The 22,702-nt window shown below is 38.5% G+C and carries 20 protein-coding genes; 4 read left to right on the top strand and 16 right to left on the bottom strand.

The genetic code is table 11. The features are described from left to right. Positions 1–51 precede the first annotated feature (51 nt). The 16 genes from ftsZ to mraZ all read right to left on the bottom strand — a co-directional run bounded on the left by ftsZ (position 52) and on the right by mraZ (position 17,976). Positions 52–1,932 carry a cell division protein FtsZ gene (gene ftsZ / locus BMW39_RS08705; RefSeq protein ID WP_034973873.1) on the bottom strand — a complete coding sequence of 627 codons (1,881 nt, stop codon included), beginning with the start codon at positions 1,930–1,932 and terminating at the stop codon, positions 52–54. A gap of 84 nt (positions 1,933–2,016) precedes the next feature. Continuing rightward, entirely contained in the window at positions 2,017–3,411 is a 1,395-nt protein-coding gene (gene ftsA / locus BMW39_RS08700; RefSeq protein WP_034973870.1) for a cell division protein FtsA, read from the bottom strand. Positions 3,412–3,515: 104 nt separating this feature from the next. Then, on the bottom strand, positions 3,516–3,902 hold the full coding sequence (locus tag BMW39_RS08695; protein ID WP_034974311.1) for a GxxExxY protein: 387 nt from the start codon (positions 3,900–3,902) through the stop codon (positions 3,516–3,518). 116 nt (positions 3,903–4,018) lie between these two features. Next, positions 4,019–5,017: a cell division protein FtsQ/DivIB gene (locus BMW39_RS08690; protein ID WP_051879842.1), complete on the bottom strand. Its 999-nt coding sequence runs from the start codon at positions 5,015–5,017 to the stop codon at positions 4,019–4,021. Between the two features lie 45 nt (positions 5,018–5,062). Further along, positions 5,063–5,587 carry a hypothetical protein gene (locus BMW39_RS08685; RefSeq protein ID WP_034973866.1) on the bottom strand — a complete coding sequence of 175 codons (525 nt, stop codon included), beginning with the start codon at positions 5,585–5,587 and terminating at the stop codon, positions 5,063–5,065. Then, entirely contained in the window at positions 5,587–6,960 is a 1,374-nt protein-coding gene (gene murC / locus BMW39_RS08680; RefSeq protein ID WP_034973864.1) for a UDP-N-acetylmuramate--L-alanine ligase, read from the bottom strand. Before murC ends, BMW39_RS08685 begins: the two co-directional genes overlap by 1 nt. Beyond that, entirely contained in the window at positions 6,957–7,427 is a 471-nt protein-coding gene (locus BMW39_RS08675) for a hypothetical protein (protein ID WP_034973862.1), read from the bottom strand. Before BMW39_RS08675 ends, murC begins: the two co-directional genes overlap by 4 nt. A 12-nt stretch (positions 7,428–7,439) precedes the next feature. Further along, positions 7,440–8,567 (bottom strand): undecaprenyldiphospho-muramoylpentapeptide beta-N-acetylglucosaminyltransferase, encoded by a 1,128-nt coding sequence (gene murG, locus BMW39_RS08670; RefSeq protein ID WP_034973860.1) that lies wholly within the window; start codon positions 8,565–8,567, stop codon positions 7,440–7,442. Between the two features lie 99 nt (positions 8,568–8,666). Next, positions 8,667–9,899: an FtsW/RodA/SpoVE family cell cycle protein gene (locus BMW39_RS08665; RefSeq protein WP_034973858.1), complete on the bottom strand. Its 1,233-nt coding sequence runs from the start codon at positions 9,897–9,899 to the stop codon at positions 8,667–8,669. A 12-nt stretch (positions 9,900–9,911) separates the two neighbouring features. After that, the gene (murD, locus tag BMW39_RS08660; RefSeq protein ID WP_034973857.1) at positions 9,912–11,261 is read right to left on the bottom strand and encodes a UDP-N-acetylmuramoyl-L-alanine--D-glutamate ligase; all 1,350 of its coding nucleotides are present in this window, start codon (positions 11,259–11,261) and stop codon (positions 9,912–9,914) included. Positions 11,262–11,354: 93 nt separating this feature from the next. After that, on the bottom strand, positions 11,355–12,596 hold the full coding sequence (mraY, locus tag BMW39_RS08655) for a phospho-N-acetylmuramoyl-pentapeptide-transferase (protein WP_034963821.1): 1,242 nt from the start codon (positions 12,594–12,596) through the stop codon (positions 11,355–11,357). Between the two features lie 6 nt (positions 12,597–12,602). After that, positions 12,603–14,063 carry a UDP-N-acetylmuramoyl-L-alanyl-D-glutamate--2,6-diaminopimelate ligase gene (locus tag BMW39_RS08650; RefSeq protein WP_034974309.1) on the bottom strand — a complete coding sequence of 487 codons (1,461 nt, stop codon included), beginning with the start codon at positions 14,061–14,063 and terminating at the stop codon, positions 12,603–12,605. A 63-nt stretch (positions 14,064–14,126) separates the two neighbouring features. Further along, positions 14,127–16,121: a penicillin-binding transpeptidase domain-containing protein gene (locus tag BMW39_RS08645; RefSeq protein ID WP_175459330.1), complete on the bottom strand. Its 1,995-nt coding sequence runs from the start codon at positions 16,119–16,121 to the stop codon at positions 14,127–14,129. Continuing rightward, on the bottom strand, positions 16,105–16,467 hold the full coding sequence (locus BMW39_RS08640) for an FtsL-like putative cell division protein (RefSeq protein WP_034963814.1): 363 nt from the start codon (positions 16,465–16,467) through the stop codon (positions 16,105–16,107). Before BMW39_RS08640 ends, BMW39_RS08645 begins: the two co-directional genes overlap by 17 nt. Before the next feature lie 78 nt (positions 16,468–16,545). Then, the gene (gene rsmH, locus BMW39_RS08635) at positions 16,546–17,439 is read right to left on the bottom strand and encodes a 16S rRNA (cytosine(1402)-N(4))-methyltransferase RsmH (protein WP_034973855.1); all 894 of its coding nucleotides are present in this window, start codon (positions 17,437–17,439) and stop codon (positions 16,546–16,548) included. 66 nt (positions 17,440–17,505) lie between these two features. Then, a complete protein-coding gene (gene mraZ / locus BMW39_RS08630; protein ID WP_034973853.1) occupies positions 17,506–17,976 on the bottom strand; it encodes a division/cell wall cluster transcriptional repressor MraZ in 471 nt (156 codons plus the stop codon). A 334-nt stretch (positions 17,977–18,310) separates the two neighbouring features. Between mraZ and BMW39_RS08625 the strand changes: the two genes are divergently transcribed. From BMW39_RS08625 to nadC, 4 genes are read left to right on the top strand one after another with little or no spacing between them, the layout of a single operon-like run. Beyond that, positions 18,311–18,937 (top strand): NAD(P)H-dependent oxidoreductase, encoded by a 627-nt coding sequence (locus tag BMW39_RS08625; RefSeq protein ID WP_034973852.1) that lies wholly within the window; start codon positions 18,311–18,313, stop codon positions 18,935–18,937. A 52-nt stretch (positions 18,938–18,989) separates the two neighbouring features. Beyond that, positions 18,990–20,585 carry an L-aspartate oxidase gene (gene nadB / locus BMW39_RS08620; protein ID WP_034973851.1) on the top strand — a complete coding sequence of 532 codons (1,596 nt, stop codon included), beginning with the start codon at positions 18,990–18,992 and terminating at the stop codon, positions 20,583–20,585. Between the two features lie 7 nt (positions 20,586–20,592). Next, on the top strand, positions 20,593–21,792 hold the full coding sequence (locus BMW39_RS08615) for a PDDEXK nuclease domain-containing protein (protein ID WP_034973850.1): 1,200 nt from the start codon (positions 20,593–20,595) through the stop codon (positions 21,790–21,792). Continuing rightward, a complete protein-coding gene (gene nadC, locus BMW39_RS08610; protein ID WP_034973849.1) occupies positions 21,789–22,652 on the top strand; it encodes a carboxylating nicotinate-nucleotide diphosphorylase in 864 nt (287 codons plus the stop codon). Before BMW39_RS08615 ends, nadC begins: the two co-directional genes overlap by 4 nt. Positions 22,653–22,702 lie beyond the last annotated feature (50 nt).

The raw sequence follows: 22,702 nt of genomic DNA, 5'->3' as shown, positions 1-22,702 counted from the left end.
ATGTAACTTTTAATCGTTAATACATTTTACGTCAATACATTAGTACAATTTTTAATCTACATCTTTATTAAGAAAACGGTTTTCTCTCAGTTGCATATTTCCGTTGTTGTCAGACAAAAATGTGTTGATGTTTTGGTCTGATGCGTTGGCGCCATCGATGATGATGTTTTTTCTTTTGAAAGCCGGAACTGTTTCGAAAACATTCTCATTGTCCAATTGTTGGTAACGGGAATTGAATTCTTTCAACTTATTTCTTCTGTCCATCGCCTTTGAAGCCGTGTCGGAAGTTTTGTTGAAAAACGTGAATCCACTTTCAGTTTCCTGAACTGGCTCTGGTTTTTTGTCTTCTACGATTTCTTCTTTTCCTTCTGATGTGAAAGCGTAATTGTTAGCTTTTGGCTCCTCGATTTTTTCTTCGACAACCTCGTGTACGATTTCTTCTTTAACTTCGGAAATGACTTGCTTTTCGATGACAGGAAATTCCTCTTCCGCTGGAGATTCGTTGATGGTAAAAGTAACTTCAACCGGTTTTTCTACTTCCTCAGTTTTGAAAGACGCTTTTGGCTTGTCCTCTACTTCGAAAGTGAAAGATTGTGGCTCCAAATCGAAGTCGTCATTTGCATCATCTTCAAAATTGAAAAGATTGTACTCCTGCTTTCCATCGTTGTAATCATTAGAATAATCTACGATTTCCTCGTTCTCGATGATTTGAGTTTCCGTTTCCACTTCTTCCACCAAACTTTCTACTAAAGAATTAGTTGGAAAATTGGAGGTTCCAAAATCATCCTCATCTTCTAAACGAAAAAAGTTCTTTCCAGATTCAGGCTGAGGTTTTGACTCTTCCTGAAGTCTGCTTTTGAAAGGGGATTCTCTGTTTCTTGAAAACGAATTTGGTCTGTCGTCCAAAGAATATTTAATCGTTTCAGTTGTTCCTGTATGCTTTTTATCATCATTAGAAAAACCAGTTGCGATGACCAAAACGCTTACCGCATCGCCCAATTCCTCATCCGTTCCAACTCCAAAAATAATATCAGCCGTGTGGCCAGCTTCCTTCTGGATATAGTCCATAATCACACCGATTTCGTCCATCGTCACCTCAGAAACACCGCTTCTGATTAACAATAGAACGTTTTTCGCTCCGGTGATTTTGTTATCATTCAACAATGGAGAATCCAATGCTTTTTTCACTGCTTCTTCCGCTTTTTTCTCGCCAGTTGCAACGCCGGTTGACATCAATGCTGTTCCGGAATTCTGAAGGACAGATTTTGCATCACGAAAATCGATATTGACATCGAAATAACCTGTAATCACCTCTGCCATTCCTTTCGCCGCGTTGGTCAAAACTTCATCGGCTTTGGAAAAACCTTGTTTGAAACCAAGATTTCCAAATTGTTGTCTTAATTTATCATTATTGATGACAATCAGGGAATCAACATTATTTCTTAATTTATCTAGACCCAATTCAGCTTGGTCCAATCTTCTTTTTCCTTCAAAACTAAAAGGCACGGTTACGATTCCTACAGTCAGGATTCCCATTTCCTTTGCTACTTTTGCAATCACAGGCGCCGCACCAGTTCCCGTTCCACCGCCCATTCCGGCAGTGATGAAAACCATCTTGGTGTTTTGTCCCATCGCCGCTTTGATTTCGTCGATACTTTCAATCGCCGCTTTCTCTCCAACTTCCGGGTCAGCACCTGCGCCAAGACCTTCTGTCATTGAGATTCCTAGCTGAACTTTGTTAGAAACCGGATTGTTGTCCAAAGTCTGTGCATCGGTATTACAGATTACGAAATCTACGCCGTAAATCCCTTTCTCGTACATATGCTTCAAAGCGTTGTTTCCACCGCCACCAACACCAATTACTTTGATGATGGCAGAATTCCCTTTTGGTAGGTCAAAGGAAAAACCTTGTGTATTTGATATATTGTCCATAATGGTATGTTTTTTTTATAGTTGATGATTGATAAATGATAAGTGATGAATCAGTCATCGTTTATCAATTATCATTTATGTTTTTTACTCTTCTACTTCTTCAAAGAATTTTTTGACTTTGTCCATCAGTGATTGCCCGAAAGTTGGTCGATTTTTCTTCACTTCTGCTTTGTGTTTCGCCATCTCTACGATGTCATTCTGAACCTGAGGCGTTTGGATTTCCTGAGATTGAGTCTGAGTCTGCGCTTGGATTGCATTTTCGATTTGAGGTTTCAATTCTTCGATGATTTCTTCCTCTGTCACCAGCATTTTCTTGTCGCGGATTTTCAGACTTTCCATTAACAAACCGATGGAAGTTGCAAATTCCGGACCTTTCAAATATTGGTTTTTGTCGTTAGCCACATATTCATTAGCAAAACCGATTCTGCTGTCGAAGCCTGTTGTGTAGTTCGCTAATTGACGAAGGTTTCTCAAATTGGAACCACCGCCTGTCAAAACAATTCCGGCAATCAGTTTTTTCTTTTGTTCGAATGCGCCGTAAGCTTTCAATTCTGTATTCACCATTTCAAGAATTTCTTCAACTCTCGCATTGATGATTTGAGCCAAAACTTTTAACGAAATCTCTTTGTCTGGACGACCGTGCAATCCTGGAATTGTCACGTAAGTGCTGTCTTTTTCCAATTCTGGAACAGACGAACCGAATTTCACTTTCAGTTGCTCCGCGTGTTTCTCGATGATGGAACATCCTTCCTTAATATCATCGGTGATAATCCCACCACCGTAAGGAATCACGCAAGTATGACGGATGATATTGTCTTTGAAAATCGCAATATCCGTAGTTCCACCACCAATATCAACAATCGCAACACCTGCTTCTTTTTCTTCTTTAGTCAGAACCGCTTCGGACGATGCCAAAGGTTCCAATGTCAAAGCTTCCATTTCCAAACCGGCTTCACGAACGCATCTCGCGATGTTTCTGATAGAACCCATTTGTCCCACCACCACGTGGAAATTGGCTTCCAATCTTTTGCCGTGCATCCCGACTGGTTCCTGGATTTCGCCTTCTGAATCTACTTTATAATCCTGAGGTAAAACGTGGATGATTTCTTCACCTGGAAGCATCACCAACTTCTTCACCTGGTCTTTTAGTTTTTCGATATCCTCCTCCGTAATGTACTGGTCCGGATGGTCTCTCATAATATAATCCGAATGCTGAAGCGAACGGATGTGTTTGCCTGCAATTCCAACCGTCACTTTGGTAATAGGCACGCCAGCGCTGGATTGTGCTTCTGCCACGGCGGACTTGATGGAGTTGATGGTTTGGGAAATATTATTGACAATTCCTTTGTGAACGCCTAAACTTTTTGCTTTTCCAACGCCCAGAATTTCAATTTTCCCGTGAGCGTTTCGTCTTCCGACAATGACGACAATCTTGGTTGTCCCAATGTCCAGACCTACTGAATACTCTTGATTTTCCATTATATGTTCGATTTGATTTTTCTAATTAATTTTTTTTGAACACTAAGCGCACAAAGGTTTTTTTTCTTTTGTTCACAAAGGCGCTTTGCTTATATAAGATTTAATTATTCTATTATATAGCCGTTCACAACTCTTTTTATTCCTGTTTTAAATAATTTCGAATTGAAATTCAACAGTAATCCTAATTTGTAATTTCCTAATTTCAAATAATTCAGAAGTTGAGCTGAATTAAAATCATTAAGTATCTCTTGTGCTTTTATTTCTAATACTACTTTATTTTCTACCACCAAATCAATTCTAAAGGCATTCTCCACTTTCAAACCTTCATAATTGATTGATAAGGATTTTTGTCTTTCTACACTCAACCCTCTATTTTTCAGTTCAAATTCCAAACATTGTTCATAAACAGTTTCATATAAACCCATTCCAAGCTTTCGATGAACTTTTAATCCGGAATCAATAACAATTTTTGATAATTCATTTTCATTCATTTGTGTGTTTAAAATTTTATAATCTTTTATCTTTTCTGAGCGAAGCGCCTTTGCGAACATTATCTTCAATGCTTATGAAAATTATCTTCGTGCGCTTTGTGTTCAGTTCTGCATTTTTATTCGACCACTACTTTTGTTTTTTTCTTTTTATCATTTGTTTTGGAAGCGGTTTCTTTTTTCTTGGTAGAAACTTTCTTTGCTTCTGCTTTTTTCTCTACCTTTTTCGGTTTTGCAGTTTCCTTTTTTGATTCTGCTTTCTTAACCTCTTTTTTCGGTTCCGGTTTTTTTACTTCTGGTTTGGATTCCGATTTTTTCGCTTCCAGTTTATGACTTCCATCTTCCGTCTTTAACTCAATTTTTGGTGCATTTCTTAGAATGCTGTCATTTTCTTTGAAATAAGGATTCAGCGTGGTGACAATCTGATTATCATACTTCAATGAAATTTTCTTGTACTTCTGCGTATTCTGGTCCACCAGATATTTCTCAACAAAGGTTTTGAAACCTCTTACTTTTAAATCGATATTATCGAGGTCGCCGATTTCAACTTTGTAATTTCCATCGCTGGTCAAGAGATTGTAATCCTCCTTTTCTTTTGTGATGCCGATGAAATATTTTTTACTGAAATCATCTTTGTCAATCTTCTCAATTAAGTCTCCTAATGCTTCATATTCCGAAGGTTTTACATCGCCCATCACCAACATACTTGGCAGTGAGAAGTTTTTTGAAATCGGAAACTCCACACCTTTTTTATCGACGTAGAAATCTTTTCCGTCCTTGTTCAATCTGAAAGCCGGAACTCTTTGTTTGATGTCCACATTCAGATTTCCATTCAGGTTCAGATAAACATTGGCGCTGTCCACAAAAGGAATCAGATTGATTTTCTTCTCCAATTCCGGAATATTGATATCGCCTATTTTTCTTGTCGGATTGTACTGCTTCACCAATTCTTTGATGTCTTTTTCATCCACAAAATAAACCGGCGTTTTGCCTTGGTTCATATTGATAGACACGTTCTCCATCTTAGCATCGTTGAAACGCTTCAATGAGAAACTGAGCAGAAATCCAAAAAGGACGACTGTCACTAGTATCTTCAATATTCTCCACTTATTTTTCATTTCTTATCTTGGTTTTAACGCCTTTGCGCTAAGTTTTTTCTTTAATTATTTTATTTTCGCCAATCGGTTTTTATCAAATTCCTTTGCCGTTTTCAGCATATAATTGAAGTTGTCCTTCAATTCCAATTCATAATCCCAGTCATCCATTTCAGATTTTCCGTGGCCTAAAGAGACCATATGAATTACTTTTTTATCAATCCAGAAAGTAGAACTCCATCCAATGATATCCTTTGCATCGGACATATTCGTATAAGTTATACTTTGAATTGCAAAAATCCGCTCTCCGTTTTTTAACAGAAAATAATCCCTGTACAATTCCCACCAATCATTACTATCTCGCTTCCATTCTCGGGAAATCTTTACAATCTCATTTCCCTTTTTTGAGTATTGATAAAGGATTGTTTTGTCCTTACCTTTTACTTCAAATTTATACTCAATGACCTTTGGGTCCTTATCAATTACTTTTGAATACTTATTGATATTTTCCACTACCACCAAAACTTCTTTCGACTGCGAAAAAGCAAAACCGAAGACCAAAATGCTGATTAAGATGGAAAGCTTTAATCTCATCAGATGCTCACCTTTTCAATATTTGGAAGCCATTCCACGATGCCGTCATAAAGCGTATCGATGTTTCCGGCTCCGACTGTCAAAAGAATGTCGAATTCCTTTTCTTTTATCAATTCAAAAGTCTCCTGTAATGTGCAGACTTTCTTATGTTCGATTTCAATTTTGTCCGATAACCACGTTGAGGTGATTCCATCATAATTTTCCTGAAGTTCCCTCGCTGGATAAATATCCAAAAGCAAAAGGTCATCAGCTTTTTCCAGACTTCTTGCAAAATCTTCCGCAAAATCTCTCGTTCTGCTGAACAAATGCGGTTGGAAAACCACCAACAATTTCTTGGTCGGGTAAAAGGTTTTTATGGAACCAATGACCGCGTTCAGTTCTGTTGGATGATGCGCGTAATCATCGATATAAATCTTTCCGTTATCAAAAATATGTTTCGTATATCTTCTCTTGATGCCTTTGAAACTTGCGATTGCTTTCTTCAAAGTTTCGAAATCAACGCCCAAATTGCTGAGAATCGCCAAAGCAACCGTCGCATTCTCCACGTTGTGAATTCCTGGAATTTCCCAAACAAAATCATTGATTTCTTCCGTTGGCGTGTGGAAATCGAAGTAGATTTTATCGTGGTCCATTCTCAAGTTATCGGAGTAATAATCCGCTTCCTCGTTTACCGCGTAAGTCAAATGTTCTCTTCCAATCGCAATTCCTTTTCTGACAAACAACTGATTGTCATTCGGAACCAAAGACGCAAATTGTCTGAATCCATCTTCAATCTGAACCCTATCGCCATAGATATCCAAATGGTCTGCATCAATCGAGGTTACTACAGCCCAATCTGGTGAAAGATTCAGGAAACTTCTGTCGTATTCATCGGCTTCAACTACAGAAAACTGGTTTCCATTGTAATCGAAATTCGATTTGAAATTCTCGGAAATTCCACCTAAAAATGCGGATGACGGCAGATTTGCTTCTTTGCACAAATGTGCTATCAAAGTGGAAGTTGTCGTCTTTCCGTGTGTTCCTGCAACGGCGATGCAATCTGTGTTTTCGGTAATTAAACCAAGAACTTTCGCTCTCTTCAAAATCTCAAAACTTTCGCTGGCAAAATAATCCAGAATCGCTAATTTTTTGATTGCCGGCGTGTAAATAACCAAAGTTTTCTCTTTGTCGAACGCTACGATTTTTTCATCTATCACATCTTCAAATGAAATATCAATGCCTTCAAAACCGAGTTGAGCCGTCAGTTTCGTTGGTGTTTTGTCATAGCCCAAAACGTTTTTGCCGTTCGCGTGAAAAAATCTCGCGAGCGCACTCATCCCAATCCCACCGATTCCGATAAAATAGAAGTTTTGATATTTATTTAAGATGCTCATTTTTTTCTCTTTGTTCTAACTAGTTTAGGATTGGCAGTTCCAGTAAATCTCATTCCTCCAATAACATCCTTATCTCTAAAAAGCCCTACTACAATATATTTTAAACTGTCTGACTTTTCTAATTTTGCTTTAAAAATGAAGTAATCATAGAAGTCTGTTGGACGTGCAACGGTTATTGCTTTATTGAACTCACCAACCGTAATTTTACCATATCTTTCAGTCTTTTTACTACAATACTTTTCAATTTCTTCTGGTGAGAATCCAAATTTCTTTGTATTAACATCCATTACATAACCCTGTATCTCAGAAAAATCCTTAGTGTTACATTTATTATAATAATATTCTGCAAAGCTTCTTGCTTTATCAATTCTTTCATTTGATGTATTATTTTTTGGAAGTGGCAAAAAATATTTTGGCGCACAATTCCAAAAAAGCATTAAAGACATTAACCAGAATAGTTTTTTCATTATTATTTTGTGTTATTTCTTTATCACTTTAAAAATCTCATCCACAATTCCTTCCGCTGCTTTTGGCTTTGCAAAAAACTCCAGATTTGTTGACATTTCATTTCTCAGGTTCTCACTCTCACAAATCTCGGAAAGCGTGTTCCAGAATTTATCCTTCATCTCAGAATCTTTGACCATTCTCGCCGCATTTTTCTCAACCAAGGTCAAAGCATTTTTGGTTTGATGGTCTTCTGCAGCAAACGGAAATGGAACCAACAAAACTGGTTTTTTCGCAACAGCCAATTCCGAAATCGCAATTGCACCAGCTCTGGAAACTATCACATCTGCCGCTGAATAGGCCAAAGCCATATCGGAGATAAATTCCCTAATCTGGATGGAAGCAGGAGGATGGATGCTAGAAGTTATCTCCGCAAAATCCGTTTTTCCAGTCTGCCAGATGAGTTGGTAATCTTTTTCTTTTAATTTATCTAAATTATCTTTCCAACCGTTGTTCAAAGTTCTGGAACCGAGTGAACCACCGACTGAGAGAATCGTTAATTTATTTTTATCTAAGCCTAATTTTTCCTTAGCGAAATCTTTGTCCATCAAATCTGTGATGATGTTTTGACGGATTGGATTTCCTAAGAAATAGGTTTTTGTACCTGAGAAAAATTTCTCCATATCAGGATAAGCTGTAAAAACTGCTTTCGCTTTTTTTGCATTGAAAACATTGGTCTTTCCTGGCAAAGAATTCTGTTCCTGAATGAAGGTCGGAATTCCCATTTTCGCTGCAATATACAAAGCTGGCCCACTTGCAAAACCACCAGTTCCAACCGCAAAATCCGGTTTGAAATCTTTGATGATTCTTTTCGCCTTCAACAAACTCGAAATCACTTTTAATGGAAGTCCGAGATTCTTGAGAAGATTTCCTCTGTCGAACCCAGCGATGTTCAAACCTTCGATTTTGAATCCGGCTTGAGGCACTTTTTCCATTTCCATTTTTCCGTTGGCACCAATGAACAAAAACTCAGCATCGGGAAATCTTTTCTGGATTTCCTGAGCAATCGCAACCGCCGGGAAGATGTGTCCACCTGTTCCGCCACCGCTCAATAGAACGCGGATTGCTTTTGGTTTTTGGCTGTTTGTTGTTTTGTTGTTCATCTTTTTTTAATTTCCGTTGGAATAAATTCCAACGCTAATATATAGGTCGTTCCTTTGGAACTCAATTGGCTTCCGTCTTCTGACTTCCGTCTTCCAACTTTAAGCTATGTCATTTATTTCTTCCAGACTTTGTCTTTTCCCCAAACCTTCTTCATCATAAACCTGAATTCTGGAGCTTACATTTAGAATGATTCCCAGCTGAATGTAGGTCACCAACATCGATGTTCCTCCGTAACTTATCAGCGGTAAAGGCTGACCAGTCACCGGAATTAGATTCACGGCCACCGCAATATTCACAGTGAGCTGAATGAAAATCATCAAGCCAATCGCCAGCACCAGCAACGAGCCGAAAAATGCAGGCATCTTACTGGCAATCATTACGATTCGGATTATCATTATCATATAAAGGCTTATCAAAACAAAAGCGCCAATCCAGCCGTATTCTTCCACAATGATTGCGAAAATAAAATCCGAAACCGATTGTGGCAACGTTTGTTTCAAAGCACTTTTCCCGGGTCCGATTCCGTTGAAGCCGCCGTGAACAATCGCCGCTTTGGCTTGCATCACCTGATAATTTTTTGCCTTGATACTTTCGTCCTCGACGTCTGCATTTTTCTTGGAACTGGTAAAAGTTTCGATACGGCTCATCCACGTATGGACTCGGTTTCCACCAATCATATTCGTATTGAGTGCTACCAATAGAAACATCACCACAAACACTACGGACAACGAGATAAATCCTGCAACATATTGCCAGGCCAATTGTCCGACAATCAAGATAGCGATGGAAACCATCAGAATCATCAACGCTGTGGAACCGTTGTCTTTCGCAACCAATCCGAACACAATTAATATTGGTCCGAAAATATAGAATATGTTCTCAATCGGTAATCTCTCTCTCTTGATTTTCTTGGTCAAATATCTGCAGAGATAGATCATCAACATCAAATATGCGAATGATGATGGCTGAAATGAAATAGGTGTTCCGGGAATCTTGAGCCAACGCGATGCACTAGCACCTTCGATTTTTTGCCCTGTGAACATCGTGATCAGCAACAGTCCAATCGTTACCAAAAGCAGAATGGAACTTAGTTTTCCGATATGTTCGTACTTTACGGTTCCTACAAAACGCATAATTCCCAAACCGATCAAAACGAAAATAATATGCTTGATCACGTGACCAGTTGTAGTTCCGTTGTTGACAATATATTCCAGATTCGAACTTGCGGAATAAACCGGAAATACCGAAAGCAGGGAGATCAAGATGATCACCGACCAAAGAACTTTGTCTCCTTTCAGCAGTTCGAATTTGTTGTCTGTCGTTTGTTCCATTTTACTTTACAATTAGCTGATAGCCATCGGCTTTTCGCTTTTTAACACTTCATTTTTGAATTGATTGCCTCGGTCTTCATAACCATTGAACAAATCAAAACTTGCGCAACAAGGCGACAGCAAAACGATGTCTCCTTTTTCTGCCACCGATTTGGAAACTTCTACTGCTTGTTGCATACTCGAAGTGTCATAAATTTGCGTTTTCTTGCCTTTGAAAAAATCAATAATTTTCTGATTATCAATCCCTAAGCAGACAATTGCCTTTACTTTTCTTTTAACTAAATCTTCTATTTCCGTATAGTCGTTCCCTTTGTCTTTTCCGCCGACAATCCAAACGACAGGTTGTTTCATACTTTCCAAAGCGAAATATGTTGCGTTCACATTGGTTGCCTTACTGTCATTGATGAATTTCACACCGTTGATTTCGGAAACGGGTTCCAATCTGTGTTCAACCGCCTGGAAAGTCATCAATGAATTTCTAATACTTTGATTGCTGATTTCCAATAATTTACCAGCGATACTTGCCGCTAGGCTGTTGGCAACATTATGTTTTCCTAACAGAGACAATTCATCGATGTTCATTGTGAAGCCATCGTTGACATTCACCACGAAATTTTCATCGATGGAAAATGCGCCTTTTTCTAATCTTTCGCTCAATGAGAATGGCACTTTGGTCACTTTTAAATCTAATTTTCCTAGAAGCGATTTGCTCATTTCATCATCTTTGTTGTAGATGAAAAAATTGTTAGCTTCCTGATTTTCAGCAATTCTGAATTTAGCCAAAGCATATTCTTCATAATTGTAATTGTACTGGTCCAGATGGTCCTTAGACAAATTCAACAACAATGAAATGTAAGGTCTAAAGTTCTGAATATCATCCAATTGAAAACTACTTACTTCCAAAACATAGTAATCAAAATTCTCTTCTGCAACTTGTTTGGCAAAGCTTTTTCCGATGTTTCCACCCAAACCAACATTGAAACCATCTTCCTTCAAAATATAGTAAATCAAAGAAGTCGTGGTCGTTTTCCCATTGCTTCCAGTGATGGCGATGATTTTCGCATCTGTAAACTCAGAAGCGAACTCAATCTCAGAAGACAATCTGATTCCTTTTTCCTGAATCTTTAAAATCATCTCGGCTTTTTTCGGAATTCCGGGGCTTTTGATAATCCAGTCGGCATTCAGTATTTTTTCTTCAGAATGTTTTCCGTCTTCATAATCAACGCCCAGTTCGTCCAGCTCTTTTTTGTAGTTCTCACGAATCATTCCCATATCCGAAAGGAACACGTCAAAGCCTTTAGCCTTCGCCAAATATGCTGCGCCAACACCGCTTTCTCCGCCACCAAGTATTACTACTCTCATATTATTTTGTATTGCTGTATTAATGTAAAATGTATTAATGATTTTAACTTTCGAATCATTAATACGTCAATACTTTTTACATTTTACAATTCCCTATCTGGTTTTTAATGTGATTAAGCAAATAATGGCCAGCATTACGCCCAAGATTACCATTCGGTTTACGATTTTACTCTCGTGGAAACCTTCTTTCTGATAATGGTGGTGAAGCGGTGACATTTTGAATAATCTATTGTTCTGGGCATATTCCAGCCCGTATTTTCTCTTTCTGTATTTGAAGACCCAAACCTGTAGAATCACGGATAAAAGTTCTATCAGAAAAACGCCGCACAAAACTGGAATCAACAATTCCTTTCTTAAAATAATTGCCAAAACTGCAATCACTCCGCCCAACATCAAACTTCCTGTATCGCCCATAAAAACCTGCGCAGGATAAGTGTTATACCAGAAAAATCCAATCACAGCTCCCACCAAAGCGAGGGCAAAAATCGTTGTCTCCCCCATATGCGGAAGGAACATAATATTCAGATAATCAGCGAAGATGATGTTACCCGAAACGTAAGCGAAAAATGCCAATGTGAGCAAAATTACGACGCTTGTTCCAGCGGCCAAACCATCGATTCCGTCGGTAATATTGGCTCCGTTTGAAACTGCGGTGACGATGAAAATCACAATCGGGATGAAAACAATCCACGCCCATTCGTGCGCCTCAGCATCATCCATCCAAAACAAAATCCCGCTGTAGTCAAACTCGTTGTTTTTTGTGAATGGCACTGTAGAAACCGGGATTTTTTCGTCTTCCATAAAGTTCTGTTCCACATTATTTCTGTTCACAACAGTCGAGTCTGCGTACTTTCTCTTAACCTCGATATCGGGGTGGAAATACATTGTGACTCCGACAATTAAGCCTAAACCAACTTGCCCAATTACCTTGAATTTTCCACTTAATCCGTCTTTGTTTTTTTTAACTTTCTTAAGATAATCATCAAGAAAACCAATCGCGCCCATCCAAAGCACCGAAATGATTAGAAGAACAATGTAGATATTGGTGATTCTCGTGAATAGCAAAACTGGAATAATGGTCGCCAAAATGATAATCAAACCTCCCATTGTCGGCGTTCCTTCTTTCTGCTTCTGCCCTTCCAGACCAAGGTCTCTCACCAATTCTCCCATTTGTTTTTTTCTGAGGTAATTGATAATCTTTTTCCCGTAGGCCATCGCAATAATCAGCGAAAACAAAACTGCCATCGCCGCGCGGAAAGAAATGTACTTAAACAAGTTCATCCCTGGAACGTGGATTCCGTGAGCGGTTAAATATTCGTACAAATAATACAGCATATTTTCTTATTTTCCCATTAATTGTAATAGTTCTCTAATCGTCTCTTTGTCATCAAAATGATGTTTCACGCCGTTGATTTCCTGATAGGTTTCGTGGCCTTTTCCTGCAACTACGACGATATCTTTTGGCTCAGCAAACTTGATGGCCATTTTTATCGCTTCTCTTCTGTCCGGAATCGAAGTGTATTTGCTAAAGTTCTGAGGCTGGATTCCAGCTTCGATTTCTTTGATGATTTGCGCTAGGTCTTCCGTTCTCGGATTATCCGAAGTGATGATTGCCAAAGTCGATTTCTTGGTCGCAATGTCTCCCATTTCCGGACGTTTGGTTTTGTCTCTGTCGCCTCCGCAACCGAAAACACAAATCAATCTTTCGTTTTTGGTCCTGATTTCATTGATGCTGTCCAACACATTTTCCAAGGCATCTGGCGTGTGAGAATAATCAACCACGAAGAAAATTCCGCCGTTTGATTTTATCGTTTCGAAACGGCCATTCACGCGTTGAAGAACAGAAATCGCCTGCAAAACCTCATCTTCATTCATTCCTAATTCTAAGGCAATTCCGTACGCTAAAAGTAGATTTGAAGCGTTGAATTTCCCTGTCAATGTTGTCCAGAATTCTTTATTATTAAAGTTCAGCAACATTCCGTTGAAGTCCACCTCAAGCACTTTTCCGTGGAAATCTGCCATTGTTTTCAAAGCGAAAGTTTTCTTTTTCGCTTTTGTATTTTGAAGCATTACAGAACCGTTTTTGTCATCAGCATTGGTGATGGCAATTGCAGAATCTTCCAACTCGTCAAAGAATCTTTTCTTTGCGTAGATGTAATTTTGGAAAGTCTTGTGATAATCCAAATGGTCGTGCGTGATGTTCGTAAAACCAGCCACTTTGAAGTGTAATCCTTCGGTTCTGTTTTGAGAAATCCCGTGAGAACTGACTTCCATAAAAGCATATTCACAACCGATTTCAACAGCTTTCGCCAACATTTGATTTAGTCTAACGATATCTGGTGTTGTGTGAGTTGAAGGAATTATCTCGTCACCGATTCTATATTCAACAGTCGAAATCAATGCGGATTGATAACCCAAAGTTTTGAAAATATCAAACAACAAAGTCGTCACGGTCGTCTTTCCGTTGGTTCCTGTAACGCCGATTAATTTTAATTTTTCTGAAGGATTTCCGTAAAAATTAGAAGCCAAATGTCCTAACGCTTTCGAAGAATCCTCAACTTTAATATAAGTCACCTCGTCATTAATTTCAGAAGGTAACTGCTCACAAACAATCACTTTCGCACCTTTTTCGGTGGAAGAATTGATGTAAGAATGTCCGTCGGAAACTGTTCCTTTCAACGCTACATACAAAGAATCTTCAACAACTCTTCTGCTGTCGAAAACCACTTCAGAAACTTCTCTTTCGAGAGTTCCGATTGTTTCCAAAACTTGGATTCTTTGTAATAATTTTTCTAAATTCATATTCATTAATAGGATTTTATCCTATACTTTATTAAATCGTCTTTTCAAGACTTTCAATTAATCTTAATTCTGAAGTTCCAGATATATTTTTTGGTTTTTCCCAATGTGGGCACCTTCTGCCGGAAACTGTCCTTTGATTTTTCCGACACCTTTATAGTCAACTCTGTAACCCATATTTTCCAATTGTGGAATCACATTTTTTCCAATCAGTCCCACAACATTCGGCATTGAGTCTTTTCTGACATTCAGTTTTACATTAGGTTCCACCATTTTGTTGAGGTTCACTTTATGCTCCACCAACATTTCTTTTTCAACATTCAAAGGTGTCTTAAGGAAAGTCTTTCCTGCAATCTCTTTGAAGACCGGCGCTGAAACCGAACCTCCATAAAAACCTTTTGATGTATCTGGCTGATTTACAACTACAATACAAGTATATTTCGGATTATCAGAAGGATAAAAACCAGCGAATGATGCTTGATATTTCATAGGTCCAGGTTTCCAATATTCGAATCTTGCGGTTCCTGTTTTTCCTGCGATTTTCAGATTGGGTGTATAAATACTTCTTGCTGTTCCTTTCTCAACGGCTTTTGTCAAAGCATTGGTCATCATCGTGATGGCTTTTTCCGAAGCCATTCTTTTCACCATTACTTCTGGCTTGGAATTGTACAAAACGTTTCCGTCTTTCATTATTTTATCAATGAAAAGCGGTTTTACCATTTTGCCTTTGTTTGCAACGCCATTATAAAATGTCACCAATTGCAGTAGCGGAAAACTCGATGAATAGCCATATCCCAACGAAGCCAAAGTTGCTTTGTTCCATCTTTTGCTTTGAGGCGTTTGGATGGATGGTTTTGCAATTCCTGGCAATTCGATTTGCATTTTGTCGAACATTTTCCAGCGTTTCAGATGATTAAGAAAAACTTCTGGTTTGTCGCCATAATGTTGCGTAATGATTTTCGCAGCGCCAACGTTGCTGGATTTTGCCAAAACATCACTCACATCATAAGTTCCGCCACCGTGACCATCTGTAATTCTTTGACCTGCGTAGGTCCAAATGCCGTTTCCGATGTTGACTTTCGTATTTTCATCAATGAAACCATCGTCCATCGCCGCCAAAAGTGAGACTGTTTTGAAGGTAGAACCTGGTTCCTGAGCGTCTTTCACTGCATAGTTGTAAGCGTCAACATAGATTCCTGGTTCGGTTCTTCTCAGGTTGACCATAGCCCGGATTTTTCCGGTCTCCACCTCCATCACCACCACACAACCGTGGTCTGCATCGAATTTCACCAGTTGATTTTCCAAGGCCGAATGCGCAATATCCTGAATCCTCAAATCCAAAGTCGTGTAAACGTCCTGACCATCAACAGGCTCTTGGACTTTCCAGTAATCGATTGGCTTCCATTGAGATGAGTTGATTCTTTGCTCCAAACGGGTTCCATCAATCCCAGTCAAGAATTTGCTGAATGCACCTTCAAGACCAGACTTTGATTCGCCATTGTCCATTCCAATCGTTCCGGCTCCAATCTGAGAAGTTGCCAACTCTCTTCGGAAGTTTCTTTGAATGATGAATCCGCCCTTATTTTTTCCTTTGATGAAAATCGGAAAGCTTCTGATTCTATCGTATTCGTCGAAGTCAAGGCCTTTTGCCAAGAGATAATATTGGTTGTTCTTCTTGTTCTGAGCATCCAATTTTGCTCTGAAATAACTTCTCGGCTTGTCGAACATTTTGCTGAGAGAATCCGTCAATGCTACAATGTTGTTATTATAAATTGTATCTCTCATCGATTTGAAATCCAGATAAACATCATAACGCATCACCGTCGTTGCCAAGATGGAACCGTCTGATGCGTAGAGATTTCCACGCGCCGCTTTCAAAGTGGCTTCGCGGTAGTTTTTGCTGATGTAATTATCTTCAAACTCTTGGACATTGGTATTTTGAAGAACCAAAATTCTCCCCAGAAAAATCACAAACAAAACGAAGGCCCCTAAAACAAAAAGGTAGCCCCACTTGAGTGCATTGGACCGTTTCTTTTCGTAATCGTTATTCTGATTTATCATTTGTGCTGTCTAGTTTTATCAATAATTTGGTTGGATGACTGTCCAAACTCACCAGTGAATCCTGAACCATTTCTTTTCCCAGTTCGGATTCCATCCTAATTTTTATAAGTCTGCTTTGTGCGTAGGCATTTCTCGACTTGTACTCTTCTGTTTCTTCTTTTAGTTTGTTGACGTGCTCAATTTTCGTGTTGACCAAATGGTTGCTGTAAATCATCACCATCAGCAATCCGAAAATGAACAGGAAATATTTGTAATGCGCTTTTACCTCATCACGGTTAAGGAAATTCCCTTTTATGATGTCCATAAAAGTGAGTCTCTTCTGTTTGTTTTGAGTTAATTTTGCCACAATATTATAATTGATAAATGATGATTGATAAATGATAACAGGATGAATCTTAATCGCTCATCAATTATCGCTTATCATTTATATCTTCGTTCCTATTCTCATTTTTGCGCTTCTGGCGCGGGAGTTTTCTTCAATTTCCTTATCGTCCGGGATGATTGCTTTTGTCTTTAGCAATTCAAAAGTTTTTTTATAATTCCCATAAATGTCACGCGGTGGTTCACCTTCGAACATTCCGTTTTTCAGGAAACGTTTTACCAATCTGTCTTCTAATGAATGGTAAGAAATCATTACCAATCGGCCTTCCGGCTTCAAAACTTTATATGATTGAACCAATAATTCCTTCAACACTTCCAATTCCTGATTCACTTCAATTCTAATCGCCTGAAAAATCTGAGCGAAGAATTTATTTTGTTTGAAAGCCGGGATGTAACTGAAAAGTGATTTCAATTCATCCGTCGTATTGATTTTTTTAGTTTTTCTGTGATGAACAATTTCTCTGGCCAACTTTCTGGATTCTCTTAATTCTCCATAATTATATAACACATTGGCCAAATCTTCCTCTTCATATTCATTGATGATTTTCTTGGCGTCAAGACCTTGCATCACGTTCATTCTCATATCGAGAGGCGCGTTGCTTCTGATAGAAAATCCACGTTCAGCCTCATCAAACTGATGGGAAGAAACGCCCAAATCTGCCAAAATCCCGTCAACTCCAGTCACGCCATAAGCCAACAATGAGTTCTCCAAAAATCTGAAATTCTGGTTAATCAAAGTAAATCTCGGGTCGTCAATCGTATTCTTCAAAGCATCCAAATCCTGGTCGAAAGCGTACAATTTCCCCTTGTCCGAAAGTCGGCTGAGAATCTCACGGGAATGTCCGCCACCACCGAAAGTGCAGTCCACGTAGATGCCGTCCGGATTGGTTACCAGACCATCTACACTTTGTTTCAGCAAGACTGGATTATGATACATATTTTTTTTATAATTGATGAATGATGAGTGATAAATGATATTTTGACTCTCTTAGTCTCTTGTCTCCTAGTCTTCTGTCTCTCCCGAATCAAGGTTTCCCATTACGTCTTCTGCGAGGTTTGCGAAATCAATTTCACTAACTGAGATGACCTGCTCGTAATATTCTTTGTCCCAAATCTCGAAGAGTTCGCCGGCACTCGTGATGACGATTTCCTTGTTGAGATTGGCAAACTGCGTCAAATCTTTGCTGATTTGTAAACGTCCGACGTTATCCATTTCCACGGTTTTCACACCAGCGGTAAACATTCTGATGAAATCCGCATTTTTCTTGACGAATCGATTGAGCGCATTTATCTTTGCCATCAATCTGTCCCAAGGTTCCATCGGGTACACTTCCAGACATTTTTGAAACACCGAACGCTTGACGATAAATGACTCATCTGCAAAGTGTTCCATCTGCTTCGTAAGCGAAGCAGGCAGTTTGATGCGCCCTTTGTCATCTATTTTGCACTCGTATGTTCCAATGAAGTTTTTCATTTGGAGCAAATTTATATAAATTTCTACCACATTTTACCACTTTTGCCCACAATTGTACTTAATGTTTATAACTTTTTGCTTTCAGGGCTTTATTGGCTAATGATTTGATTTAAAATCGATTAAAAAGAAATATTGAGAAATCCTTTATCATAAAGGCTTTTCTTTGAGTGGTTTAAAAAAATCGGTTTAAAATTGTCCATTATTTAAAATCATTCTAAACCCAAAATCAAATCCTTATATTTGTTATATGAAATCGCCTTACTTCAAAAATGAAAATACCGATGGATAAAAACGCGATTGCATCTGACCTTTAAAAATCAATAAGTTTCTGCATATGAATTATTTAGAAGCGCTTAACTGGCGATATTCCGTAAAACGATTTAACGGAAAAAAGATTAGCTCCGAAAAACTGAACAATATTTTGGAAGCTGGAAGATTGTCAGTCAGCTCACAAGGACTTCAGCCTTATCATCTTTTGGTGGTGGAGAATGATGAGACGATTCAGAAATTGATTCCGGCATTTTACAATCCATCACAGATTTCCACGTGTTCGCATTTGATTGCTTTGGTTTCGAAGACCAATATCAATAAGGAATATGTTGATAATTATTTCAGTCATATAATTAATGAGCGAGGCGTGACATTGGAACAATTGGTGGCTTTTAGGAATAATATCAATTCGCAATTGGAAAATCAAACTTCACACGAAATGGAAAGTTGGTCGGAGAAACAGAGTTACATCGTTCTTGGTTCTTTGATAATGGCTTCTGCACAGGAAAATATTGACAGTTGCCCGATGGAAGGTTTCAGACAAGACATTTTGGAAGACGTTTTGAAAATCGATAAAGAAAGTGAGAAAATCGCCGTCGTTTTGACTTTAGGCTACAGAGCGGAAGATGATAATTTCCAAAACTTCAAAAAAGTGAGAAAACCTGCGGATAAGTTCATCAAATTCTTATAACTTTATTCTTTTGAATTACCTCAGATATTTTTGAGGGCAGTAATTATTATTTATGATAAAAACAGACGTTCTCGTAATCGGTTCCGGAATCTCAGGGCTTTCTTACGCCATCAAAATCTCCGAACAGTTGCCAGACACCAAAATCATCATCGTGACAAAAGGTAATGAGGATGAGAGCAATACAAAATATGCACAAGGCGGATTGGCCGTTGTCACAGATTTTTCCAAAGATAATTTTCAAAAACATATAGACGATACGTTGCGAGCCGGCGATTACATCAACGACCCAGAAATCGTGAAAATGGTGGTGGAAGAAGCGCCACTTAGATTCAATGAAATCGTAGAATGGGGCGCGAAATTTGACCAAGAGAAAGGTCAGTATTCACTCGGAAGAGAAGGCGGACACACGGAAAACCGAATCGTGCATCACAAGGACATTACAGGTTTCGAGATTGAAAGAGCACTTTTGGAAACCGTCAACAATTCTCCGAATATCGAAATGTTGGCGCATCATTATGTCATCGATTTGATTACTCAGCATCACGTTCCAAATAAAAAATTCGAAAAGGAAAACCTCGATTGTTATGGTGCTTACGTCCTTGACGAGAAAAATAAAAAAATCAAAAAAATCACTGCGAAAATCACTTTGGTTGCAACCGGAGGCGCAGGTCACGTTTATAAAAATACGACCAATCCAATCATCGCAACCGGCGACGGAATTGCCTTTGTTCACAGAGCGCACGGTAAGGTTTCTAATATGCAGTATTACCAGTTTCATCCAACGGCGATGTACTCCAAACGTGATGGAATGTTGTTTTTAATTTCTGAAGCCGTTCGTGGCGATGGTGCAAAACTGAGAACGAAATCTGGAAAACCTTTTATGCAGAAATACGATGAGCGTGAGGAATTGGCTTCCCGTGACATCGTTGCAAGAGGCATTGACAATGAATTGAAAATATCCGGAGACGATTACGTTGGTCTGGATTGTCGAGAGATGGACAAGGAAAAATTCATACATCATTTCCCGAATATTTACAAAAAATGTATGGATGAAGGCATCGACCCGATGAAGGAATTGATTCCCGTGGTTCCGGCTTGTCATTACTTAATGGGCGGAATTGATACGGATAAAAACGGACAATCATCCATCAAAAATCTTTTTGCGGTGGGAGAATGTACCAATTCTGGACTTCACGGCGCCAATCGCTTAGCTTCAAATTCTTTATTGGAAGGTTTGGTTTTTGGCCACAACGCGGCGATGAAAACGGTAGAACTTTTGAAAGAAAATGATTTCAACTTCGACGACCTGAAAGCTGTTCCGGAATGGAATGAAGAGGGAATGAAAATGATGGACGAAATGGTTCTCGTGACTTACCTCAGAAAGCAACTTCAGGAAATGATGAGCGATTTGGTTGCGATTGTGAGAAGCAATGCGAGATTGGAATTGGCCAAGAAAAAACAGCGCGAAATCTACGAAGCGGTGACGGAACTTTATAATTACTCAATTCTTTCGCCACAACTTTCGGAATTGAGGAATCTTGTGAATATTTCTTATTTGATTATCAAGCAATCTTTGGAAATGAAAGAGAATAAAGGTGCTTTTTACAATAAGGATTTGGCTACGAAACCGCTTTTGATTAATGAGTAATTGAAATATGCTTAAAGAAAACAATGAACAATACTTCCGTTGGATTTCAGATTTGAAACAGAAAATCCAGCAAAGTCAAATCAAAGCGGCCATTCAGGTGAATTCTGCTTTGATAGAGATGTATTGGGATTTGGGAAAGGAAATTTCTGAAAGGAGTTTTGAGAATACTTATGGTTCGGGATTTTTCAAGCAATTGAGTCATGATTTGAGAAATGAATTTCCTGAGATTAAAGGTTTCTCTTCCTCTAACCTGAGATACTTTGAAATATTTTATACTTTTTATAATCAAGAAGTTATAAATCTCCACCAACTTGGTGGAATATTCACAGAGGAAGAAAATAAACAGATACCAAAAGGTCAACAAGTTGTTGGCGAATTCAGAAAAAATAATGACAATTCAAATCTCCAGCAAGTTGGTGGAGATTTTAAAAATGAGAAAAATCAAAATCGTTACCAAGTTGATAACGATTTCACTCAAAAACTTTTTTTAATTCCGTGGAGGCATCACGTTGAGATTTTTACGAAATGTAAAAACATAACTGAAGCTTTATTTTACATTAATAAAACCATAGAAAACGGATGGAGCAGAGCGGTTCTTTTGAATATGATTTCTGGAAATCTCTACCAATCTCAAGGAAAAGCAATTACCAATTTTTCTAAAACCCTTCCTGACTATGATAGCGAACTGGTAAAGCAAACTTTGAAAGACCCTTATGTTTTTGATTTCCTTAATATAAGTGAAAACTTCAAAGAGCGGGAACTTGAAAATGCTTTAATTGATAATATCCAGAAATTTTTAATCGAATTGGGAAATGGTTTCGCGTTTGTAGGGAAGCAAGTGGAAATGAAAGTCGGGAATCAAAGTTTTTTCTTAGATTTACTTTTCTATCATATTAAACTAAAAAGATACGTTGTCATCGAACTGAAATCTGGAGAATTCGAGCCGGAACACGCAGGGAAACTCAATTTTTATGTAACGTCTGTCGATAAGCAGTTGCGTGACGAAAATGATAATGCGACAGTTGGATTGATTATTTGTAAAACGAAAGACGACATCATTGCAGAATATTCTTTGACCGATTTGCACAAACCTTTGGGAATCTCTTCCTATGAATTAAGAAAAATCTTACCAGATAACTTTAAATCTTCCCTGCCAAGCATCGAAGAAATTGAAAATGAACTTAATAAAAATCTCAACACAAAATGAAAAGACCAGCATACGCCAGCGATAAAGTTTTAAAGGAATTTATCAGAACCGCTCTGGAAGAAGACATCCAAAACGGCGACCACTCTACACTTTCCACGATTCCGAAAGATTTGGAGCAGAAAGCGCAACTTATAGTCAAAGAAAATTGCATTCTGGCCGGAGTGGAATTAGCAGAAATTATCTTTAAAAACTTTGATAAGAATTTGAAAATTGAGGTTTTCATCAAAGATGGAGAATCTGCGAAAAAAGGTGATATTGCTTTCATCGTAACTGGAAAAGCTCGCTCGATTCTATCAACAGAAAGATTGGTGCTGAATTGTATGCAAAGAATGAGTGGAATCGCAACAATGACGCACGATTGGGATTCCCGATTAATAGGAACCAAAACAAAACTTCTCGATACGAGAAAAACCACGCCGAATTTCCGGGTCTGCGAAAAGTGGGCCGTTGCCATCGGTGGCGGAACCAATCACAGATACGGATTATATGATATGATAATGTTGAAAGACAATCACGTTGACTACAACGGAAGCATCACCAACGCTGTGAAAATGGCGAAAGATTATGTCAAAAAAAATAAACTGAAACTTAAGATTGAAGTTGAAACCCGTAACTTAAAAGAAGTAGAAGAAGCTGTAAAATCGGGTGCTGATAGGATTATGTTTGACAATATGCCGGTTGAATTGATGGCTGAAGCCGTTAAAATCGTCAATGGAAAATCAGAAACTGAAGCATCTGGAGGAATCACACGTGATGTGTTAAATTCGGTGGCAAAAACTGGGGTAGATTTTATCTCAGCGGGTGCTTTAACCCATTCTTCCAGCAATATCGACCTGAGTCTCAAGGCATTAAAAATTTAACACTATATTAACAGAACCTATTGATTTTTTTAAGACTTTTGCGGCATAAA

It is taken from the genome of Epilithonimonas lactis, from assembly GCF_900110605.1.
Classification (GTDB): domain Bacteria; phylum Bacteroidota; class Bacteroidia; order Flavobacteriales; family Weeksellaceae; genus Epilithonimonas; species Epilithonimonas lactis.
Note: the sequence above shows the minus strand (reverse complement) of the source record. Positions and strands in the feature narration are given on the sequence as shown.